The 22,464-nt window shown below is 58.8% G+C and carries 16 protein-coding genes and 1 tRNA gene; 8 read left to right on the top strand and 9 right to left on the bottom strand.

The window, feature by feature from the left end:
• Positions 1-124: 124 nt before the first annotated feature.
• Positions 125-1,561, top strand: coding sequence for a helix-turn-helix domain-containing protein (locus tag MWL89_RS01810; RefSeq protein ID WP_244411536.1), 1,437 nt, complete (start codon positions 125-127; stop codon positions 1,559-1,561).
• Positions 1,562-1,663: 102 nt separating this feature from the next.
• Here MWL89_RS01810 and MWL89_RS16380 read toward each other — a convergent pair whose 3' ends face one another.
• The 4 genes from MWL89_RS16380 to MWL89_RS01795 all read right to left on the bottom strand — a co-directional run bounded on the left by MWL89_RS16380 (position 1,664) and on the right by MWL89_RS01795 (position 5,569).
• The gene (locus MWL89_RS16380) at positions 1,664-1,909 is read right to left on the bottom strand and encodes a zinc-ribbon domain-containing protein (RefSeq protein ID WP_102379301.1); all 246 of its coding nucleotides are present in this window, start codon (positions 1,907-1,909) and stop codon (positions 1,664-1,666) included.
• A 272-nt stretch (positions 1,910-2,181) separates the two neighbouring features.
• Positions 2,182-2,661, bottom strand: a complete 480-nt coding sequence (locus tag MWL89_RS01805) for an FKBP-type peptidyl-prolyl cis-trans isomerase (protein WP_244411535.1) — start codon at positions 2,659-2,661, stop codon at positions 2,182-2,184.
• 65 nt (positions 2,662-2,726) lie between these two features.
• On the bottom strand, positions 2,727-3,215 hold the full coding sequence (locus tag MWL89_RS01800) for a 4Fe-4S dicluster domain-containing protein (protein WP_102379302.1): 489 nt from the start codon (positions 3,213-3,215) through the stop codon (positions 2,727-2,729).
• On the bottom strand, positions 3,215-5,569 hold the full coding sequence (locus MWL89_RS01795) for a molybdopterin-dependent oxidoreductase (protein ID WP_244411534.1): 2,355 nt from the start codon (positions 5,567-5,569) through the stop codon (positions 3,215-3,217). The genes MWL89_RS01800 and MWL89_RS01795 overlap by 1 nt, the downstream gene beginning before the upstream one ends.
• A 797-nt stretch (positions 5,570-6,366) precedes the next feature.
• Here MWL89_RS01795 and MWL89_RS01790 point away from each other — a divergent pair.
• From MWL89_RS01790 to MWL89_RS01765, 6 genes are all read left to right on the top strand, one after another.
• Positions 6,367-7,725 carry an FhaA domain-containing protein gene (locus MWL89_RS01790; protein WP_244411533.1) on the top strand — a complete coding sequence of 453 codons (1,359 nt, stop codon included), beginning with the start codon at positions 6,367-6,369 and terminating at the stop codon, positions 7,723-7,725.
• A gap of 57 nt (positions 7,726-7,782) precedes the next feature.
• Positions 7,783-8,196, top strand: coding sequence for an FHA domain-containing protein (locus MWL89_RS01785; RefSeq protein WP_102379303.1), 414 nt, complete (start codon positions 7,783-7,785; stop codon positions 8,194-8,196).
• Positions 8,196-9,428, top strand: coding sequence for a Stp1/IreP family PP2C-type Ser/Thr phosphatase (locus tag MWL89_RS01780; protein WP_244411532.1), 1,233 nt, complete (start codon positions 8,196-8,198; stop codon positions 9,426-9,428). Before MWL89_RS01785 ends, MWL89_RS01780 begins: the two co-directional genes overlap by 1 nt.
• Positions 9,425-12,226 carry an FtsW/RodA/SpoVE family cell cycle protein gene (locus tag MWL89_RS01775; protein ID WP_244411531.1) on the top strand — a complete coding sequence of 934 codons (2,802 nt, stop codon included), beginning with the start codon at positions 9,425-9,427 and terminating at the stop codon, positions 12,224-12,226. The genes MWL89_RS01780 and MWL89_RS01775 overlap by 4 nt, the downstream gene beginning before the upstream one ends.
• Positions 12,227-12,304: 78 nt before the next feature.
• Entirely contained in the window at positions 12,305-14,302 is a 1,998-nt protein-coding gene (pknB, locus tag MWL89_RS01770) for a Stk1 family PASTA domain-containing Ser/Thr kinase (protein ID WP_244412570.1), read from the top strand.
• 180 nt (positions 14,303-14,482) lie between these two features.
• Positions 14,483-14,558, top strand: a tRNA-Arg gene (locus MWL89_RS01765).
• Between the two features lie 739 nt (positions 14,559-15,297).
• Here MWL89_RS01765 and MWL89_RS01760 read toward each other — a convergent pair.
• Both MWL89_RS01760 and MWL89_RS01755 read right to left on the bottom strand, forming a co-directional pair.
• Positions 15,298-16,722: a helix-turn-helix transcriptional regulator gene (locus tag MWL89_RS01760; protein ID WP_244411530.1), complete on the bottom strand. Its 1,425-nt coding sequence runs from the start codon at positions 16,720-16,722 to the stop codon at positions 15,298-15,300.
• A 101-nt stretch (positions 16,723-16,823) separates the two neighbouring features.
• Positions 16,824-18,338, bottom strand: coding sequence for a helix-turn-helix transcriptional regulator (locus MWL89_RS01755; RefSeq protein ID WP_244411529.1), 1,515 nt, complete (start codon positions 18,336-18,338; stop codon positions 16,824-16,826).
• Between the two features lie 174 nt (positions 18,339-18,512).
• Between MWL89_RS01755 and MWL89_RS01750 the strand changes: the two genes are divergently transcribed.
• Positions 18,513-20,120, top strand: a complete 1,608-nt coding sequence (locus MWL89_RS01750) for an FAD-dependent oxidoreductase (RefSeq protein ID WP_244411528.1) — start codon at positions 18,513-18,515, stop codon at positions 20,118-20,120.
• A gap of 189 nt (positions 20,121-20,309) precedes the next feature.
• On the opposite strand, the gene MWL89_RS01745 is transcribed toward MWL89_RS01750, so the two are convergent.
• From MWL89_RS01745 to MWL89_RS01735, 3 genes are all read right to left on the bottom strand, one after another.
• On the bottom strand, positions 20,310-21,698 hold the full coding sequence (locus MWL89_RS01745) for an SLC13 family permease (RefSeq protein WP_102379310.1): 1,389 nt from the start codon (positions 21,696-21,698) through the stop codon (positions 20,310-20,312).
• Between the two features lie 61 nt (positions 21,699-21,759).
• Positions 21,760-22,032, bottom strand: a complete 273-nt coding sequence (locus MWL89_RS01740; RefSeq protein ID WP_244411527.1) for a hypothetical protein — start codon at positions 22,030-22,032, stop codon at positions 21,760-21,762.
• A 99-nt stretch (positions 22,033-22,131) separates the two neighbouring features.
• Positions 22,132-22,464 carry a 4Fe-4S dicluster domain-containing protein gene (locus tag MWL89_RS01735; RefSeq protein WP_102379311.1) on the bottom strand — a complete coding sequence of 111 codons (333 nt, stop codon included), beginning with the start codon at positions 22,462-22,464 and terminating at the stop codon, positions 22,132-22,134.

The following is a 22,464-nucleotide window of genomic DNA, read 5'->3' as shown; positions in this document are numbered from 1 at the left end:
CTAGAGGTTTATTTCAAAGAAACCCCAGCAAAACAGGGTAGCTCGCCAAAAGAATCCTCAGCGATTTTCCTCATGAGGCAGGTAGAATAAACAGGAGCAGCGAATCATTATGAAAGGGGGTCATATGATCGCGCAGAGCATCCAGAGAAGCTTTGAGCGCTCTTTCGGAACCTCATGTTTCCTTGCCTACTTCGCTTTGCTTTTTTTCAGGCATACCGAAGAAATGACCGGCCTCTACCTTCCCTACGCTACCGCTGTCGGCATACTGTTCGTCATCATTTTTGTACTCTGCGCTCATCTGGCGGACAGGCTCGACAGAATTGGACCGGCGAGACTCTCTGTTATCGCCTGCGTCCTGTGCGCGATTGGAGCGATGCTGCTCGAAATACCTTCTGCTTCCATCTTGTTTGCCTTCGGCGGTTTCCTCTCGCTTCTGGGTTGCGTAACGTTCTTCTTGATCCTTGGGAAGAATCTGGCGTTTTACGATCACCAGGAGCGCATCTGCCAGCTATCGGCAGCGTTTCTTGTCGGATCCGCCGCAATCGCCATCGCCGCAACGCTGAACGACACGGCCATGTTCGCCATCTCGATCATACTGCCCCTGCTGACCGCGTTGCATCTTTGCGTTCTCAAGGTGAACAAGGGCACCTTTTCGTTTGCCGATCTCGCCGCATCGCGTAAAAGCCATCGCTTTTCGGTCACCGTTTTGTTCACCACAGCGGTAACCGGGTTTATCTGGGGGATTGCCTTCTGTCTCATCGCAAAGCCCTATCATCCCACCGTAGCTGCACCCCTTCATTTCGCCCTGCCCATCGCCCTTGCCGGGTTGATCAGCATTATCGACCTGTTCAAATGGAAGAGGATATCCGAGCATTCGCTGTTGAGGATCTTCTCCACAGCGGCGTTCGTCGCCATCGCCCCCTTGCCCTTCGTCCCCGAATGGGTGCAGCAACTGCTGGGCGCATACCTGTTTCTCGCGTTCTCCTTCGATACCATCGTTTGCTTTTCGGCCATGGGGGAAGTAGCGCGCTTCAATCAGATATCGCCTTACTGGGTGTTCGGCATCAGCCTTGCGTACTATTTCTCAGGCGCCTTTATCGGGTATCTTGGATTCGAATGGGCGTTCGCCCAAGAACAGCCGATTCCGCTTGCCGCAATCTGCTTCGGATCGCTCTTGCTCATTATCTGGTGCAGCAGCTACGTGTTCCAGGACAGCTACCCGAGCGGAGAGTCGCTCGCCGACCTGGCAGAAGCGAGCTCTAGCCTCCTGAAGAACGAGAGTCGCCCCGCGCTGTGGCAACGCAAAATCGATCGCGTCATCGAGCACTACGAACTGACCGCTCGCCAGCAGGAGGTGTTTCGCATGTTGGTACGCGGACGCAACGCCCAGTACGTTGCCGATAAGTTCTTTATTTCGAACAGTACGGCGAAAGCCCACATCCACAACATCTACCGCAAGCTCGACATTCACTCTCAGCAAGAACTCATCAATCTTGTCGAAAACGCAGAAGACCCCGCCCCAGAAACGATTCCGGCCGGTCAGAAATCCTCATTGCACTAACCGCGGCGACAGCTTCCCGCATAAAATGCCATCGCATCGGACGCACGGCAAAGCCCCGCCTCGGCTTGCGCCGGACGGGGCTTATCACGTAATGGCGTTTTGCTATTCGCCTGAAGCTTTGGGGGCTCCGGGTGCGCCGGGAGCTTTGGGCGCACCGGGTGCACCCGGTGCGCCGGGCATTCCGGGAGCACCTGGAGATCCCAGCGACCCCGGCGACCCCGGCGCACCGAATGCGCTGGCGGGCAGTTCTGCCCCACACTGTACGCACACCGTTGCCGAAGACTCGTTTTCCGTTCCGCATTCGGTGCAGGTTTTTTTGATCTCAACCGCTGCTGGCCTAAAACACATGGCAATACCTCCTTGAACGATGGTTGTTTTCCGATTGCGACACCTTGGCCGCAACGCTTTACCGCTTTATTCTGTCGGGCAACCCTGGACGGGCACCTTTTCGTTTGCCCGGACGAGCAAGCTCTTCTCCGCACGAAGGGCATTGCCCCAGTTTGGCCTCGAATACGTTGCCGCAAGCAAGGCACGTTGTAACGGGTTCCCGAGACAGTACGAACAAGTCGCTCTCGTATTTTTTGCATGCACCGCACTGGGTGCATGGATAGCACATGGGTCTATTGCCCTTTCTCGACAACAGAAACGCCGGCATCGTCAACAACATCGACCAACTTGAACCAGTACTCGAGGTCTTTGCCTGCAAGCAGGTGGTTGAAGTCGATGGTCACAACGTCTTTTGTCGCCTCCGTGCATACAACGGGCACGTTTTTGCCCGATACGGGATGCCGCCATGAGAAAACGGTTCCGATCTCCAGCTCGCCTCCGCCGGGGATGAACGTGCGCGGATATCGCTGAACCCCTGCAGGATCATGCCGCCCATATGCTTTCTCGAAAGGAATGACCACCGTGCGCTCCTCCCCGATTTCCATATCGTAGAGAACTTCGCTCACACCGCGCGGAACCTCCCCGCTGCCCAGCAAAATGCGCTCGGGCTCTCCCTGCGCTCCAGGCGAATGATCCTCGATTTCTCCTTCGCCCAGCACTCCTCCCCGATAGTAGACAAGAGCCGTATGTCCGTTGTATTCCCTGTGTCTCATGGTATCCCCCTCACGCCCGCCGCCCACAGACGGCAGGTGCCGAGAACGAACGCTGACCGTATGCCTCACTCGATACCGACATCGGTTCGGCTATCGCTACGCTGGCTGCTCGTGGTGAAGTTCTCGTTCTCCGTCACCGCAATAGCGGCAGCATGATGAACCCTTCCGGCAAGCTTGTTCTTTGGCTCGAACGGCCCTTTCGCCTCGAGGGGTTTGTACTCGGGAACAAAAAGCACCTGCTTCGGCTTTTCTGCCAATTTCGGCGCGAGCTCGGCAACGGTGCCGTAGTAGATGACGTTTGCCAAGCAATGGTGCACGCAGGTCGGTTCGCGTCCGATAGCCGTGCGCGCAGCGCACAGGTCGCACAGGTCGGTGGGGAACGGAAGCTTGTTCCAGTTGACCATATGCTCTTCGATCTCCCAAGGGCCATCGTCATGAACGCGGATCCCCCATTTCCCAACCGGATACCCATGCTCTTCCTTGCAGGCGACCTCGCAGGACTGGCAACCCGTACAGTACCCGTAATCGATAAGAAGTCCGTATGTGTTCTCCATTACTGGTCCTCCCTTTTGAACTTCTCCCAAACCAGCTGCATATCGGTATCGTAGTTTTCCGCCAAAGGCTTGATGTTGCATAGAAGGCACTTGAACGGGGCACCGAAACCGAGTTTGCCGAAATGGAAGTTCGGAACGAGGTTGTTGATGTTCGAGCGGAACGTGCCGTACAGGTTGGGTTCGTTTGGGTCGTCTTCGGGGAACCACCATCCATGCTGGGCGTGAATGGTTTGTTCGTCTACGGCGATAGTGACGTTCGCCTTGAGTTTCGCCGAGCCGAACTGGTTCCACACCTCGCACCATTGACCGTCCGCTATGCCGAGCTTCGCCGCCGTCTTGGGGTTGATTTCAACCAGCGGATCGGGATTGAGCTCACGGCAGAACGGTATCTGACGATTTTCCGAGTGGAAGAACGCGTAAGCGCGAGCGCCCGTCGTCAGCACATAGGGATACTCATCGAGCAGCTCCGGTGTGTTCAGGGGGCTGTATTGGGGTTCTTCGTAATACGGGAGAGGATCATCCCCGAACTGAGCGAACATAGTCGACCACAACTCAACGCGACCGGTTGGCGTATTGAAGCCGGGTTGACCGTCTTTGCGCAGATGGCCGGTTTCGTACTTGTAGTACTCGACGTCTTTCTGGACGTACACTTCCTTGCACACGTCCTTGAACCGATGGTTGTTGTGCAGGCGCAGATCGTCGATGAAATCGTACACGTCGTGGTAGTTCTCCCAAAGCTGAGGGTTAAGACGCTTGCCCACGATCATGCATGTCTCCATGTCGGTCTTACATTCCCCAACCGAAAGCGCCTTGTTCATGAAGCCCGTGCCCACCGGCGTAGCTCCGTAATGCGCAAAATCGACGCCGTCTTCTTCGGCGGCCGTTGCGAGAGGCAAAAACACATCGCAGACCGCCTGGGCCGATGGCGTCATAAAGCATTCGAGCGTAAAACAGAAATCAAGCGTTTTGCACATAGCGTCATGCCAGCGCTTCGGCTCGGCCGAAGTGCACGACATGAGATTGTTGCCCGCAAAGAAACCCATCTTGATGGGATACGGTTCGCCCGTTTCCATGGCTTGCAACGTGAGGTCCGCATGGGCATCGAGAATCGTGTTTGCATAGGCGGGATACTCTTTAAGACCGATCATCTTGCTGATGAGATCCTTGCCAAGCGCCTCCTCGAACCCAAATCCCGTCTCGTTTTGCCCGGAACTCGCGTTCCCGAGGATCTGTCCGCCCGGTACATCGATGTTGCCGGTAATGGCCATGAGGCAGATGGCGCTGTGCGATAGCTGCATACCGTTGGCCTTTTGATCAAACGCAAGGCCCCATTGCAGAGAAGCCGGTTTGGCATTGGCGTACATGCGTGCCGCATCCTTGATGTATTCGGGATCGATGCCGCAGATCTCCCCCGCCTTTTCAACGGGCATGGTGGCAACGCGTTCGGCAAGCTGCTCGAATCCGTAGCACCAGTACTCCACAAAATCATGATCGTAGAGATCTTCCCGAATGATGGTGTCGAGCATTGCCATGGCAAGCGCCGTATCGGTACCCGCCCGAAGTGCCAGATGGTAATCGGCGCGCGAAGAGAGCCACGTGATGCGGGGATCGACCACGATAAGACGCGCACCACGGCGCATCATGTCAACGACCGCGTGGCCGAAGAACCCGTCAGGGTTCGATGCAAGCGGAGCTTTACCCCAGATCATGATACATTCGGGATTTACAAAAGCCGGATCGTCGTAGCGCCCTGGCAGACCTCCCGCGTAATCGATCTCGGGGTAGGGGCTTCCCAGGTTGTAAGCTGCTGCAGCCATGCGCGGCACATAGCACGCGTAACCCGATTGGGTATAGCACATGTTGGGGGATCTGAGCATGTAGGTTCCGTACGGTCCAAGCGTGCCGCCCTCGCGACCAGTGCCCACGAAGAACACGACGCTCTCGCATCCGTATTCCGCCGTAATGCGACGGTAGTTCTCCTCGATGATATCGAGCGCCTCTTCCCAAGTGCACTGTTCCCACTTGTCGGCTTGACCGCGGTACTTCGGGTCGCGCTTCATGGGATGAATGATACGGCTCGGATTGTAGACGAAATCCCTCAGCGTCAAGCACCGCACGCAAAGGCGCCCTTGCGTGATCTGTTGGTTTTCGTCCCCCTCAACCTTCACGAGTTTGCCGTTCTCGTCAACGTACAGCTTGACACCGCAGCCTACGGGGTGGCACCCCGGAGGCGACCATGGAGCACTGCGCGTTACGGTGCAGCCGTCTTCTTCCCATCTCCACGGCTTACCAAGATCATTGGTTTCGCCGAGAGTCGGAAGCGGCACAGCAGGTTTCGCCTTCATTTCTTCCATCGCTCTCTCCTCCCACTCGTTCTCGCTACCGTCTTCGCCTATGCCTAGCGGCCGGCGTCGGCTCTGAAACAAAGGATGTGGCGAATGGGGTGTTTTGGCTATTATCCCCGTCGGTCAAAATGCACCGCAGATCGATTCGGACGTAAACCTTACAGGTTTATTTTTGCGAAATCGCAGAAAGCGGCCACAGCATGGCGGCAGCGATCTTCGCCGATGAGACATCGATGACGGACCTCGCATGCGCGCCGCTGGAATGAGGAAGACTTGCTGGAATGCCCGCCATCTGCCGCGACGAGAGCCGTCGGCTGAACCGAATCGCATCGACGGCCCCGGATGACGGCGGCAAAGGCCTTTTTCTGCCGCATTGCCTCGACAGTCCCGCTAGATCGAAGGCTTACGCAGGCTAAAAACGGCTTCCCGCTTCGGCGTTCGTAAAGGCGCAGGTCGATCGACCGTGCATTGCTCGTAAATACTCCGTAAAGGAATACGCAGCAGGATTGTCGAGACAATGCGGCGAAATAGACCTGCTCCACTGCAAGGAGCGACCGAGGGGAGCCGCAACGGGACGGTATACGAGGCGGTTGCCGACCCGCTGCGGCGACGCCACCTCCCGGCCAACGCGTCGGTTGCCTTCTCGCTGCTGCGCCACCACCCGCCCAGACACGCAGCTTTTCATCTTCATAAAAATGACGATTGCGTAAAGTATGGGCAAATGCCCTGCGTTTATGGCAAGATGGAGTTTCCTTGAACCGACATGAAACCGAACCCGAAACGCACTGGTCATTAAGGGAGGATCAATGGGCTTTTTCTCTAAATTCGAGGGCCGCATGGAAGATGCCTTCGAAGGCGCCGCCGACAAAATGTTCGATGCGCCAATCTCCCCTGTGCAAATAGCCAAAAAAGCCGAGAAGATGATGCGCCGCGAGAAGATGGTCGGCGCCGGCAAGCAGTACGCGCCCACGCTCTACACGGTACTCGTCAACCCCGACGACGACCAGCGCCTGTTCGGATACTATCCCACCCTCGCCGGCGAGACCGAAACCTACCTCGCGGCCAAGGCCGCGAACGAGGGCCTCGTCATGGACGGGCAACCGCTCGTGCGCTTCATCGTCGACGACGAGCTCAAGCACGGCAAGTTCGACATCATCGCCGAACCGGTTGCCGCCCCCATCATCGCGCAGCTTCGCGCCGAGGAGATGCAACGCTACGGCCTCGGCGGAGCACCCGCGCGGGGTGCAGGCGCCGCCTACGCTCAGCCGACGCCCCGGCCCTACGGAGCGCAAAACGCCGCGGCAGCCGACCCCTATGCGCCGGGCCGCGGGCTCGATCCGTACGCCGCAGCTGCACCAGCGCCTGCGGCCGCATACGGTCAAGCCCAGCAGCCCTACGCCGACGCGTACGGGCAACCCGACAACAAGCCTCCGCTTCCCTACGTGCCCGACGACGAGATCGATTACTCGATCGACTACGGCGAGTACACGTTCGACAGCCAGGATTTCGACGACTACCGTGAAAACGGCGCCGCCGCACGTCCCATCGCGCGCAACGATCGCTACGACGACGGGTACGCGGACGCTGGGTACGATGAGGACGGATACGACGACTACGGCTATCAGGAACCCGCGCAAGATCAGGGCTTCGCCGGATACGCCGACAGCCACGCGGTCGCCTCGGCGCCCTTCGACGAGTACGCCAACGCCAACGCGGGTATCGGCCGCGCGGCGGGAGCCGCGGCGATGGGCGGCGCAGCCGTAGCCGTCGGTGCAGGAGCCGCACGAGGCGCCCGGCAGGCAGTTCCCATGGGAGCACCCGACACCGTCGTATTCGCGGCAGGCGGCGGCAACGCCGCACCCGTGCCCAACGCGGGAGCCGTACGCGCACGCCTCGTCAACCTTGGCGACAACCGCGCCTACGACCTTGCCACGGCACGTCTCGTTCTCGGCCGCGACCGCAAGAGCGATATCGTGGTCGACGACATCAACGCAAGCCGTACGCACGCCGAACTCCGCTTCGAGCCGCAAGGCGTCTGGGTTCTCACCGATCTCGGATCGACGAACGGCACCTACGTCAACGGAGCCGAAATCACCTCGCAGCCCCTGCGCGGCGGCGATCGCATCACCATCGGCATGACGAACTTCGCGTTCTCGGTTTCGTAAGCGAACCGAGCCGCGCGTGCATACAACGTTTAGGACAGCAGCCATAAGGAAAATCTCGTGATTGATGTTGCATTGCTGATCGGGCGTCTTCTGTTCGTAGCCCTCCTCTACCTCTTCCTGTTCGCTATCATGAGAACCGGAATCGGCCTCGTACGCGGTCAAAGGAAGAAAGAGAAGGCCTGGAGCATTTCGGTCGAACGCGGGCCCAAAGAGCTGCGCGGTATCCAGATCACGGTTCACGGGCCGGTCATCGTCGGGCGCAATCCCGGTTCCGATATCGTCATAGGCGCAGGCTACGTATCGGGCCGACATGCCCGATTCACCCTCATGGGGCAGAACCTCTTCATCGAGGATCTCGGCTCCACAAACGGTACCGCGGTAAACGGCCAGATCATCACCGAACCGACGGCACTGCGCAACAACGATGTGGTGAACGTGGGCGACGTAGCCATCAAGGTGAGGTACGCCTAATGGCCGCCAAATCGCATACCGCCCCCACCTTCGGCAGCCGCACCGACATCGGGTGCGTGCGCGACCACAACGAGGACAGCCTCATCGTCGCACCTCCCTTGTTCGCCGTCGCCGACGGCATGGGAGGCCACGCCGCAGGCGAGATCGCTTCGGAAATCGCAGTTAATACCCTGGCGGAATACGCCCCCGACCGCGCCGATAGCGAAGCGCTCGGCTTTGCCGTGGCGGAAGCGAACCGCGCCGTCATCCGCGGCGTGAAAGACGGTATCGGGCGGGAGGGCATGGGCTGCACCATGACGGCCGCCATACTCGAAGGCGAACGTCTCGTGCTCGCCCAGGTGGGCGATTCGCGCGCATATTTGCTCCATAAGGGAAAGCTCCAGCAGCTCACGCGCGACCACAGCCTCATGGCCGATATGATCGAAGCGGGGCAGCTCACCCCCGAAGAAGCGCGATACCATCCGAACCGCTCGGTTATCACCCGCGCGCTCGGCAGCGATCCGCATATGGCCGCCGACCTCTACGAGTTGAACGTCGAATCGGGCGACAGGCTGCTCATCTGCTCCGACGGACTCACCACCATGCTCGAAGACGATGCAATCGAGGGCATCCTCGGACGCATCGCCGATCCGCAGCGCTGCGCGAGCACGCTTGTGAGCGAAGCGAACGGCGCGGGCGGCTACGACAACACCACCACCATCGTCGTCGACGTGACGGGCCACAGCGAGATCAGGCAGAAGCGCTCGGCTCGCAAGGTGAAAGCCTCGATGATCGTCACGGTCCTCGTACTCCTGCTCGTGTTCGCAGGGGCTTTCTTCGGATTTCGCTCGTATGCGAGCACGGTCGCCTACCTTGCAAACGAGAACGGCAAGGTTGTCGTATACCGGGGAATCCCCGGCACGCTGTTCGGCATGCAGTTCAACGAGCTCGACCATACAACCGACGTATCGGTATCCGATCTGCAGCCAGGCGTTGCAAACCGACTCGATGACGGCATTCGCGTCGACAACGTCGACGCCGCAAACGCGCTCATCGACGAATACAAGGCGGAGATCGAGGCGAAGAGCGCCACTCCGAGCGAAAGCGACACCGATAGCAAAACCGACGCGGGCAGCGGCTCGTCTAAAACGGGCAGCTCTACCGGATCTTCTTCTGCAGGTGCTGCCAACGGCACCGCAAATGACACCGCGAAATCGGACGACGATGCGAACGGAAGCGCGGCCGGCCGATGACGAGACGCAACATAGAACTCATCCTCCTGTGCGTCGCGGCGCCCATCGTGGTGCTCATGTTCGCCATGATCGCCGTCAACCAGGGGCAATCGCTCAACATGAACACGCTCGGAGTGCCCGTCGGCATCTTCGCGGCGTTCATCGTCGCGCACCTGGCGGTACGCAAGTTCACGCCGGGCGCCGATCCGGCCATCCTGCCCATCGTATTCGCCCTCTCGGGCATCGGCATCGCTTTCGTTACGCGTATCGCACCGTATTCCGACTCCCCCAACATGGCTACCAACCAGGTCATGTGGCTGTTCCTTGGCGTCGTGTGCATGGTGCTCGTACTCGCGTTCATAAAGAACCTCGATAAGCTTGCCAACTACAAGTACACGTTCATGATCATCGGCTTCGCGCTGCTGCTCTCCCCGCTCATCCCCGGACTCGGCCAGGAGATCTACGGCAGCCGCATCTGGCTGAACATCGGCGGCGTCTTCTCGTTCCAGCCGGGCGAGATCGCCAAGATCGTCATCGTCTTGTTCCTGGCAGGATATCTTGCGCAGAACCGCGAGATGCTCTCGGTATTCACGTGGCGCGTAGGACCTTTCAACCTACCCGACATCCGCACGCTTCTCCCCTTGCTCCTCATGTGGGTGGTGGCGTTGCTCATCGTGGTATTCGAGAAGGACCTCGGCAGCGCGCTTTTGTTCTTCTTCATCTTCCTCACCATGCTCTACGTGGCTACCGGCAAGAAGTTCTATCTCATCGTGGGCGGCATCCTCATCGCCATCGGGGCGGTAGCGGCTTGGTCGCTGTTCTCGCACGTGCAGGACCGCGTCGACATCTGGCTCGATCCGTTCGCAGACGCAAACAACAAGGGTTACCAGCTCGTCCAATCGATTTACTCGATGGCCGACGGCGATCTGTTCGGCGTGGGCATCGGACGCGGCATGGCGGGCGGCCTGGACGGCTTCGGACGCCTCCCCGTTGTGGAGAGCGACTTCATCTTCACCGCCATCTCCGAGGAGACGGGCCTTTTGGGGGCGGCGGGCATGCTGCTTCTGTACCTGTGCTTCGCCATCCGCGGCATCGTGACCGCGGCACGCGCGAAGAGCGACGTCAGCTCGTTCATCGCCGTCGGCCTCACCTCGATCATCGTGCTGCAGGCGTTCATCATCGTCGGCGGCATTACGCGCCTCATCCCCCTTACCGGCATCACGCTGCCGTTCGTAAGCCAAGGCGGCTCGTCGCTCCTTGCCGGCTTCATCATCGTCGGCTTCCTCTTGCGCTGCGGCGACGAAGGCACGGGTGTGGGAACCGAGATGAAGACGGGTACCGCCTCGTTCAACCCGAACAGCGTACTCGGGCGCGTATCGCTCGGCAAGCGCCTCACGAACTGCATGCGCATCTTCGCCGTGATGTTCGCGTTGCTCGTTGCCAGTCTCACCGTCATCATGGTCGTGCAGGCCGACTACTACAAGAACATGCCCGGCAACAACCACACGATGGCGCGCGAGGCGCAAACCGAACGCGGCACCATCTCCACCTACGACGGCGTCGTACTCGCGCAGAGCGTGAGAAACGACAACGGGACCTACGATCGCGTGTATCCGGCGGGAACGCTCGCGAGCCATGTCGTAGGCTACTATTCGCAGCAGTACGGCACAAGCGGCATCGAGGCCGCCTACAACTCGACGCTCAAGGGCCAGCAGAACTTCGCAACACTCACCGACGTCATCAACGCCGCAAGCGGCATCAATACGCCCGGCAACGACGTGACGCTCACCTTGAACTCGAAGATCCAGCAAGCCGCGCAGGATGCCCTCGGCGATTCGGCGGGAGCATGCGTGGTGCTCGACCCCGAAACGGGTGCGGTGCTCGGCATGGCGTCCGCCCCCACCTACGACGCGGCCGACGTCGAAACGCTGCTCGAGCAAGGCGACTCATCGGGTTCGAGCGCGCTTATCAACCGCGCTACGCAAGCGCTCTACGCACCCGGCTCCACCTTCAAAGTGCTCACGCTCGCCACCGCTTTGTCCGATGGCGTTGCCACCGAAGACAGCGTGTACAGCTCGCCTTCGAGCATGGAGATCGGCGGCGCGAAAGTCTCGAACTACGGCGACATCGACTACGGCGACATCACGGTCGAGCGTGCTACCGAAGTCTCGTCGAACGTGGTGTTCGGCCAGCTCGGTGTGGAAATTGGAGCCGATAGGCTCGTTGCCGCCGCCGAGGATTACGGCTTCAACAACCTCATCTCGTTCGATTTGCCGCTCGTCGAATCGGTCATGGCCGACCCCGCCGAGATGTCCGAATGGGAGACCGCATGGGCTGCCGACGGTCAGCCCGTCACCGGCGGCGACGCCGCGCAGAAGAGCCAACCCGGCCCCCAGGCGACCGCCCTGCAGATGGCCATGGTCGCAAGCGCGGTAGCCAACGACGGCACAATCCAAACGCCCTACATCGTCGACAGCATCTACAACGCAAACGGCGAAAAGAGCTTCACGGCATCGTCCAAGGAGTACTCGCGGCCGATCTCGAAAGAGATCGCAAACCGCGTGACCGATATCATGGTAGGCGTCGTTCAGAACGGCACCGGTACCGCCGCAGCCATTTCGGGAATCGACGTGGCAGGTAAGACCGGCACTGCGGAAACGGGCAAGGAGCTCGACGACAGCTGGTTCATCGGGTTCGCGCCCGCCGACAATCCGCGTGTCGTCGTCGCCATTGTGATAGAGGAAAGCTCGGAGAGGGATGCCGCACTGAAAGCGCAAAATGTGTTAAGAACCGCTCTGGAAGTGCAAGGCCTTTTGTAAATACGGTATGCTGTTGGCGATAATACGACCAATCGCCGAACACATGTGACCAAGAGGAGCTAAAACGTGACCGGAACCATGATAGGCAAGGTTTTCAACAACCGCTACCAGATAACCGAGCGCATCGGTATCGGCGGTATGGCCGAAGTGTACCGTGCACAGGATAACGTGCTCGGACGACTTGTCGCCGTCAAGACGATGCTGCCCCAGTACGCAGCCGACCCAAGCTTCACCCAGCGTTTCAAGCAGGAAGCCGCTGCAGCCGCCAACCTGCAGAGCCCCTACATTGTAAACGTGTACGACTGGGGCCATGATGACGATACCTACTACATCGTCATGGAGTACGTGCGCGGCAGCGACCTCAAAACCGCCATCAACGAACGCGGTGCCATCAACCAGCGGAAAGTGGCCGAAATCGGCTCGCAGGTATGCCAGGCTCTGAGCGTCGCCCATAAGCTCGACATCATCCATCGCGACATCAAGCCGCAGAACATCATGGTCCAGCCCGACGGCAATGTGAAGGTCATGGACTTCGGCATCGCCCGCGCGAAGAACTCCGTCAAAACCCAGACCTCTTCGGTGCTCGGCACGGCGCATTACATCTCGCCCGAGCAGGCGCAGGGCAAAGAGCTCACCGCCGCAAGCGACATCTACTCACTCGGCATCGTGCTGTACGAGGCATCCACCGGACGCCTTCCCTTCGACGGTCCCGATGCGGTCAGCGTGGCGATGAAGCAGGTCAACGACCTGCCCGTCGCGCCCCACGAAATCAACCCCGACATCGACCCCACGCTCGAAGCCATCATCATGAAGGCGCTTGCGAAGAACCCGCTCGAGCGCTTTGCCACGGCAAACGACATGAAGCAGGCGCTGAACGACTACCTCGCCGGACGCCCCGTCATGCTCGGCGGCGGATTCGGTTCCGCCGAGACCGCAGTCATAGGCGCAGCGGCAGGTGTCGGCATGGGCGCCGGTGCCGCAATGGCCGACGGAACAGCCGTCATGCCCGTCGCAGGAAACGGCGGCGTGAAGCCCGTCAACACCCCGTCGAACTACCGCGCATCGGATTCGAGCAAGCCCAAGAACAACAAGAAGACCATCGGCATCGTAGTTGCGGTTGTCGCCGCACTCGTCGTGATCGGCGTAGCCGTATTCGCCTTCTCGGGCATGTTCGCATCGGGCGACCCGATTCCCGACGTGAAGAACAAATCCGTCGAGGAGGCAACGCAGATCATCGAGGACGCAGGCTTCAAGATAGGCAAAACCACCGAGGTGTTCGACGACGATATCGCCGCCGGAAACGTCACCGGAACCGATCCGAAGGCAGGCGAGAAGCGCGAGAAGGGCTCGACGGTCAACCTGCTCGTATCGAAAGGCGCCGAGGAGATAACCGTGCCCGACCTTACGGGCAAAAGCGCCGATGACGCAAAGAAAGAGCTGACGGCAGCCGGCCTGAACTACAAGGCGGGTACCGCCGAATACTCGGAAACGGTCGATAAAGATCTCGTGGCCAGGCAAGATCCTGCAGCGGGAACCAAAGTGAAGAAGGGCGATACCATCACCTACTACGTTTCGCTCGGCTCCGACGGCACCGAAGTGCCCAACGTAATCGGCGACAGCGAGGGCTCCGCAACGACCACGCTCGAGAACAAGGGCTTCAAGGTTACCACCGAGTACCAGTACAGCGACGAAGCGTCGGGCACCGTCATCGGCCAGACTCCCAACGCGGGCGAGAAGCTCAAAGAGGGCGATACGGTGCATCTCGTCATCAGCCAGGGCAAGAAGACCGCTACCTATTCGGTCAGCGTCAACTCCAACGGCGGCGGAAAGGTATCGGCATCGAGTTCCTCGGTTGACGAGGGAGGCAGCGTCACCATCACCATCACACCCGACAGCGGCTACGAAGTTGCCTCTGTCAAGGGGTTGGACGGCGTGGGTGCGAACGGCGGGACGTTCACGATCACCGTTACCAGCAACGTGACGATCAACGTAACGTTCCAGGCAACGACGCCGACGCCGACGCCAGATCCCCCCAGCGGCGAGCCGGATAAAACCCAGACGGGAACGGGAGCGTAAGGCGACGTCCCACCCGAAACCCTTACAGAAACCCACGGAAGCGGATCGCAGATGCGGTCCGCTTTTTTACTGCGGTCGATTCGATATCGCGAGAAAACTCGCAAGCAGCGTAGCCGATATGTTGATCGCCGACCATCTCCCGCAACCGCGCGGTTAATGGTAGAATACATCTCGCATCATGCCTCCGTAGCTCAGGGGATAGAGCATCGGTTTCCTAAACCGAGTGCCGTAGGTTCGAATCCTATCGGGGGCACCATGAGCAACAGCAAGCCGCCTCGTCCGACAGGCGGCTTGTTTTGTTAGACGCGAGGCAAAAGCGCCCATGCAATAACCTCGACGTTGCACCTCTGCGCGCCAGCTATCCAAGAGCACCCGCCTCAACCCGCCTTTGCCCAAGCACTCGCAATGGGCGCATCTGCCGCTCGTCTAGACCGCGTTCGCCAACGCTCCAGCATATAAGCCGGTGCTAGGCTCCATTCGCTTGAAGGATCCCGAATCCGCAAGGCGAATTCGTGCAATTGCACGGCAAACGCGCGATTTACGACAAAAATCGTCGATCTGAAGGGATCCTCGCCAATCCGAAGAAATCCCGCGCATCCGAAATCGTAATCCCGCAAAAGGCGAAGACATCACATCCTTATGAACTGGGGTTTCGCAAGGCAAAGGAAAGATGCGTTCCCACCCCGCCTTTACCGCGATCTCAGATCCTTCAGAGCGGCGTTTTTTGTCAACACTATCCGATTCGCACCGTCGAAACGCACGACGACGGCATTTGCTTCGCCACGAAGACCGCAGAGTCGCAGAAAGTCTCATAGATAGCGATCGGCGCTTCCCACGCACGGAAACTCCCTATACACCGGCGCGAGTCGGGCATATTCGGATACAAAGGTCCGTCCAAGCCGTGCACCCGGCTCCGAACGCCTCCCTTTTGGCGGAATGCGCATTGCGGGCGTGCACGCATGCTGTTAGCACGACGAATGAACTCGGCGCACTACCTAGCCCCGCTTCGCCTCGCTCAGATCGATGAGCTCCTGGCGGCTGTGGACGCCCGCTTTCGCATAGATGCGGCGCAGATGCGTGTCGACGGTGCTCTTCGAGATATGCAGCTCCTGGGAGATGCGCTCACTCGTGCGGCCGCGCAGCGCGAACGGGAGGATCTCGCCTTCGCGATCGGACAGCCCGTACTCGCGCGCTATCGCCTCGCAGGCGTCTTCGAGCGAATCGGTGCTCGTCACGATCTCGGACAAGCTGCCGAAATCGCGCTCGGTAAACAAGAACACGTACGAGAACAGAACGAGGATGCCCGCAAACACCACGACCGAATACGGCGTCACGTAGCCGGGCTGGGCGTAGTCGAAGGCGTTGGCGATCGCCACACCGACGAGCTCGCCGCCGAACAGCGCCACGAACCCGCGCGAGAACGACATGGCAGCATCGGTGGCGGTCAGCTTCGCCAACACGAGGAACAACGAGATGAGCACAGCGGACAGTCCCAGATATCCCGCCAGAACGACAGCCTCGCCCGGTACGAGCGATTCGGCGAACTGCGGTACGGGAATGAGCAGATACCCCGTCATCATGATGAACAGCGCCAGACGGTACGCCTTGTTGAGCGCCGCTCCGCGCCCGAAACCGTCCGACCGAAGCAGCGAGAGCGTGCCGAGCGCGAACGCTCCGAACAGAAGGAGGCTCACCGGATACGAGGCCATCGCTGCATTGCCGGGATCGGTGTTGAACGTTTCCATGAATCCCGCCGCCATGCCGAACAGCGCCGTACCCGCGATGATCTTCGCCGACAGCAGAACGGTATCTTTTGCCGTATCGCCCCCGGCCGCCGCTTCGGTAACAGCAGAAGCCTGCGCATGATCGGCAGCCTTCGGAGCAGCCATGAGCGCCGCCGCGCTCGCGATCGGCAGCAGATGGAGCACAAGCGTGACGCCCTCGATCGGGATCAGCGAAACGATGAGCCCGACGAGTGCTCCGACGGTCGACCCGACGAACACTTCGGGAACCGATATCTTCGTCGATGTTTCCCCGAACTCCCTGCCCCACGTTGCAAGAAGCAAGGCGCATGGCAAGCCGATCAGCGCGCCTTCAACGGGAAGCCAGTAGGCAGAGGGCGATCCGAGGAACAGGGGAATGAACGACCCGAGCACGCCCATAACCGCATACACGAGCAGCATCGGACGCGCCAGCAGCGCATTGCGGGTCTTCGCCGGCACGAGCCTGAGTACAGAAAAGCCCACGACCATGAACAGCAACGTGCCGAACAGTTCGGCCCGTTCGAAGTTGAACGACCCGATCGGTATCGCGCGATTCGATCCCATATAGAACAGGAAGAATACGAACCCCTGGTTGCACGCAAAACCGAGGATGCGACGCAAGGATAGATTCCCAGCTGTTTGCGCTGGTTGTCCCATCGTATTCCTCCTGTCTCGTTCGGGGTTCCCGTGCCGATTATGATAGCAGGAGTTCGCCTCGCATCAGGCAGTTCGGGGGCAAACCGACAACGGCTCCATGTTTATCGGCGATCGGAAGATATCGGGAAAGAAGTCGCACCATCGCGCTCTCCCATCACCGCCCTGAGCTCATCGTCGACAATGTCCATGAGCACCTGCTGCGAGCTGATCTCCATTTTCTGATAGATATGCATGATATGGGTTCGCGCAGTACCGTCGGAAATCACAAGCGATTCGGCTATGTGACGGGCGTTCCGACCCCGGGCAAGCAAGACAAGCACCTCGCCTTCACGCGACGTAAGCTGAAACCGCTTTGCCACGCGAGCGCACGCTTCGGAAAACGCTATATCGGTATTGGCTTGCAGCTCGGCAACCTCCCGGGCTTCATCGAGCCGCCGCGCACTGTTTCGCCGGTACTTGAGCAAACGTATGGCGCTCGACACCAGAAGAACGCTGAATGCCGCGAGGATAATGCCCGTTTCGAGCAGCTCGCCGTAGCGATTCGGTAGAATCATGATTCCGAATATTCCTAAAGCCCATCCCGCCCGATACGAGAAGTACGCAATGCATGTAAAAACGAACGGCGCATTCCCCTTGCGATAGTTGCGCGGCACGGTCCATACGAACAGCAGCAAAATAGAGTACGCAACGGCAAGCGGAACGAGGTACAGGGGGACGCCCGAAGCTCCGAACAAAGCCGATATGTAGAGCGCTACTAAAACGAGCGGCAGCACGAGTATGCGAAGCAGTTCGAGAAACTCCGTTTCCTGAAGGTAGCGAAGCAGCGCGTAAAAGATCGCACCCGCCACCAGCGTGCCGATACCCGATGTCACCTGGATGGTGAACGAAGCTCCCCCGCTATCCTGGGTCACCATAACGGTGCTATGCAGGGCAATGAGAAGCACTTCGAGCAAAGCGATGCTCGTACAGTACTCCCAAAACGGATAATCGCGCGCAAAGCTTTCGCTGTCGCGGACCTCGGCAGCGATGTCCTCCCGTTCCACCTCGCGAGCCCCTGGGCCATAGCGGCTATCCGACCAGATAAGAAGTCCGATAGAGATCGGCACGAACAGAAACAGCAGCGCAATGGACACCGTCCAGTCGAATCCCAATACGAGAATCTGCAAGACACCCGCACCCGCAATGGCAAAGGCAAACGAACTCACCGCTTTACGCACGCCCACGTCGAGGAAGAACTCGGCATACAGTACGAAAAGGATGCTTGCACAATGCATCGACACCGATACGATAACGGAAAACGGCTCGCCGAGCGAAACGCCGGCTGCCTGCATGCAGCGTCCGGCAAGACCTGCTGTTTGCACGACGGCAAGTCCGACAAGAAGCGGTTTGCACCGATAGAGTCGGCTCTTGCTCTTGAGCGTTCGGCGCACAAGCACCGCAAGAACCGCAGCAAAATACACGACGATCGAAGCCAGCTCCGCAACGGAGCGCGTCTCGAATACCCAGAGCGCCGTATAGCGTTCGTATTCGGTGCCCGCAACGCACAGAGTCAAGCCAACCGTTGCCGCCACCAGCCAACGACCATCCGCGATTCGTTCTTTCGACTTCTCAGCCATCGACCTCCCTCATCCAATAGCGACCATCATAGCAAGTTCTCGAGAATACGATTGTAACGATGATGCCCCGCGGCAAATCAGATTTTAAATCTGATTCGAGAAAGGCCGACGTTTCCTAAGGTCATCCGCATACGGGATGGGACCGTACACAGTTTTCTTAGGAAGGGAGACACTATGAAAGAACTATCGCGCAGGAATTTCCTTTTCGGCACGGGCGTCGCCGCTGCAGGAATCATGGGTGCAGGAATGCTTGCCGCCTGCAGCCCAACCGCCGAAAGCCCAGCGGAGGCGACGGCCGAAGAGGCGCCTCTGAAAGAAGCAACGCAAACGAAGGAAGCGGACGTCGTCGTCGCGGGACTCGGCGCTGCCGGATTGCTTGCGGCATACGGGGCGGCCCATGAGGGTTGCTCCGTCATCGCCGTCGATGCCGCTGCCTCGATGGACGGAACAACGAACACCCGCACCTCAGCTGCATTCGCGGTCGGATCGTCGCTTCAGGATCCGAGCCCCGAACCTCTCACCATCGAAGAGTTCATGGCATACGTGAATACGGGCACGAACTACCAATCGAACAACAAAGCCCTCCGCGCAATCATCGAAGCGTCGGGGAGAGCCGTCGATGTATTCGTTGATGCGGGAATGCCCTTCAACGTCGACTTCACCAACAGCACCTCGGCTGATGCGATGATGGTACGCGGCGGATGCGTATACGGCGTTGCCGGCGAAGAGCGCGCCGGGTACTTCACCAAGATAGCCGACGACGCAGGAGTCGAGTGCCTCTTCAATACAACCGCCGAAAGCCTCATCATCGAAGACGGAGCGATTGCCGGGCTGCAATGCGTATCGGGCAAGGACGTCATCGACATCAAAGCGAAAGCCGTGATCCTTGCCACGGGCGGGTTCCTTGGCAGCGCCGAAGAAACCGCCAAGCACTTCGCCGGTGCCAAGATCGTCTGCATGGGCAACATGCTCAACACCGGCGCGGGCATCAATATGGCCATGTCTGCAGGAGCGCAGCTTGGAAAATGCTTCAGCATCTCGATGAACGAATACGGCGGCGCCAACACCAAAGCTTCGCCCACGTACTCGTTTCGCCCCACATCGGGAACCAACGAAGCGATGCGTCTGCCAGTATTCGGCGGCATCCTTCTCGACGGCGAAGGCGATCGATTCGTCAACGAAGGCGTCATGTGCGAAAAGACCATGTTCTGCTGCGAACCGCTGGTTCGCGAATCGTATTACTACGCGGTTTGCGACGAAGCGTTTATGAAGCGCTGGGAATCCGAGCCCCTCCCGCAGTTCCTCGGCGACGAGCGTATGAGGGGCATGTTTGCCGACATCGTCGCAACCGATATCCGCGAGCAGTTCGACAAAGCGGTCGATGAGGGTTGGGCATACAAGGCGGATACGCTCGCCGAACTCGCAGAGCACTTCGATCTGCCGAACCTCGAACAGACCATCGCGCAGTACAACGAGTACTGCGACAAGGGCGCCGACGAACTGTTCTTCAAGGATGCCAAGTACCTCACTCCCATCAAAGAAGGTCCCTTCTACATCGTCGAATCGATGCCCGCGGGATGGCTTTCGCTCGGCGGTATCAAATGCAATGCGCGCTGTCAGGCGGTCGATCCCGACAACAAAGTCATCGCCGGGCTGTTCGTGGCCGGCGCCGACGCCGATCTGTTCACGTCCCCGTATTACGCCGCAGGATCCGCGAACGGCTTCGCAGTCGGATCGGGACTGATCGCCGGCGAGGAAGCAGCAAAGGCGGTCAAAGCCTAAGCGAGGGGAATACAGGACCTTGGGCTGCCGCATCCAAGAGATGGACTGCGCATAGGAAAAGCGCTGTGCGGTGCAAGGTTCAGCGCTCTCGCTTTCGCGCTGCAAGGCGATCGAGAGAAAACGTGGCCAGTCGGAAGAAGCCGTTTCTTCCGACTGGCCACTTACCAGCAACCGCTCAAAGCGAGGGGGTTACGCGAATCCGAGCATGCTAAACGCAGCCGGGAACCAAACAGCCATGAGAACGATCATGACAACGGTCGGCACAAGGCCCGGAATCAAGCAATCCTTCGTCTCCCAATAACCAGAGCCCTGCGCGACGAGCAAAGGAAGGTTGATCGGAAGGAAGTATGCAGCCCCCAAAGAAAACACGCAGATGAACGCAACAACTGCAACGGGGAACCCACCCACAGCCAGGGCGATGCCGGCAAACGCCGGAAACACCATGGCGCACAGAGCAGGGCCGACCGGGCAGAAGTTATGCAGAATCTGAGTGATAACGCCAAACAGAAGCAGGATAGCGATAACCGGAAGGCCGGAAAGCAGGCCGGAAAGCAGGCCGGACAACCACGCAACGGCACCAGTGCCGAGCATCATACCGACCATGCAGTTCACACAGCCAAACATAACGAGAACCTGCCAGTTCATGCCCTTGTTGATTTCGTCCCACGTAAGGAAGTTGACACCGGGGAAGGTGCAGATAACCAAGAAGAACAGACCAACGTTCATAATGGTAAACATAGGAACCCAAGTGCCCAATACCATCATGACCACCATGAGGATCATAACGGCGAGGATTGCTTTCTCTCGGTTTGTCGTTGCCGGAAGCTTGGCAAAATCTGCAACAACCTGCTCGACTTTTTTAGGATCGAGCTCTTCGGGCTTGCAAATAACAAGGAAAGCGAAATAAACCGCAAGCGTCATGACGATAGTCGCAGGAACAGCCACGATGCACCACTGCCCGAAGTTGATCGTGTAACCAACCATGTTTTCGAGAAGGCCCAGCACCAAAACGTTCATGGAAGCTCCGATGGGGGTACCGCAGCCACCGATCATTGCGCACATACCCAGACCGATCATCATGCCCTTACCAAGGTTTGATTTCAGCTTCTCTTGGCCGAGAGTCTCAAGGACGCGACAGCCGATGGGCAACAAGACGGCGATAACGACCAGATTGTGCATGAAATAGGAAACAAACGTAGCAGCAAACAGAAAGCCTAAAAGCAAGACCTTCGAATTGCCTTTGCACGCCTTCAGAATAAATCCGACGATCTTATCGGAGAAGGTAGTCTTTTCGAAAAGCACGCCAAAGCTAAAGCAGAAGATGAGGAAGAGTACCGCCGAGTTCATGAACCCGGCTAGAACTGCATTCACATCGCCAGCACCCGTAACAATCAGGGTAAGCACGCCGAGCAGACCGGCAACGCCAAGCGGGAACGATCCGCATACCCACAAAAATACCGAACCGAGAAGCGTAAACAGAGCTTTGCAGCCTTCAGGTGTCAGACCTTCGAACTGCAAAGTGGATCCCAGAACAATGCAGATCGCAAAGCACACTACGCCTATCATTCTTTTGACCATGTTACATCCCCTTTCAAATTCTTTCACCGCACGAATCGATAAGACTTATGCGGCATGCAATTTACCTTCTGCGATCAGCGGATCGACTCTTGCCTTCGGACAACACGGCGTTAAGAATCGCCTTCGTTGCCGCGTAGTCCGAATCCAAGCCCTTAGAGTCAGCGGGAAGGCCGAACTCTCCTTGCATCCTCCCCGCTTGGCCCCCCTCACCCAATCCGTTTTCGCAAGAAACCTCCTCCGAAGAGGCTTTCGCGCGCTTGGCGAGCATGTGCAACGTGACGCTCAAGACAAGAGCCGCTGCAAGCACTATCGTGATGATCGTTTCGACCGGCATGCCTCGTACCTCCCGAGCAACTAGAGGGCTCCTTTGTTTTTCCAAACGGTCCTGGAAGGATTTGAAACCTTCCAGGACCGTCCCTCCGATGAACTCGCGCTAAAGCGTCATGAAAAGCTGTTTGCCGTTCTCGGCGATAGCCGCAGCAGCTTCTTCTTCCGATACGATCTTCAAGCATTTCGCCTGACAGTGCTGCACGCAGGAGGGCAGCTTGCCTTTCTCGACGCGCTTGCCGCACAACGTGCACTGATCAGTTATGGTGGGAATATAAGCGTATTGCCACTTGTCCTCGCCGTATTGCCATGGACCGATTTGGGATACCTTGATACCGAATTGGTCGACGGGCAGCCCGTTTTCCATTTGACATGCGATCTCGCAGGAATGGCAGCCCGTACACCAGTTGTAGCTTACCAAAAGGCCTTTCTTCGACAT

It is taken from the genome of Raoultibacter timonensis (assembly GCF_022845715.1).
Classification (GTDB): Bacteria; Actinomycetota; Coriobacteriia; order Coriobacteriales; family Eggerthellaceae; genus Raoultibacter; species Raoultibacter timonensis.
The sequence above is the reverse complement of the archived record's forward strand: the minus strand, read 5'-3'. Positions and strand labels throughout refer to the sequence as shown.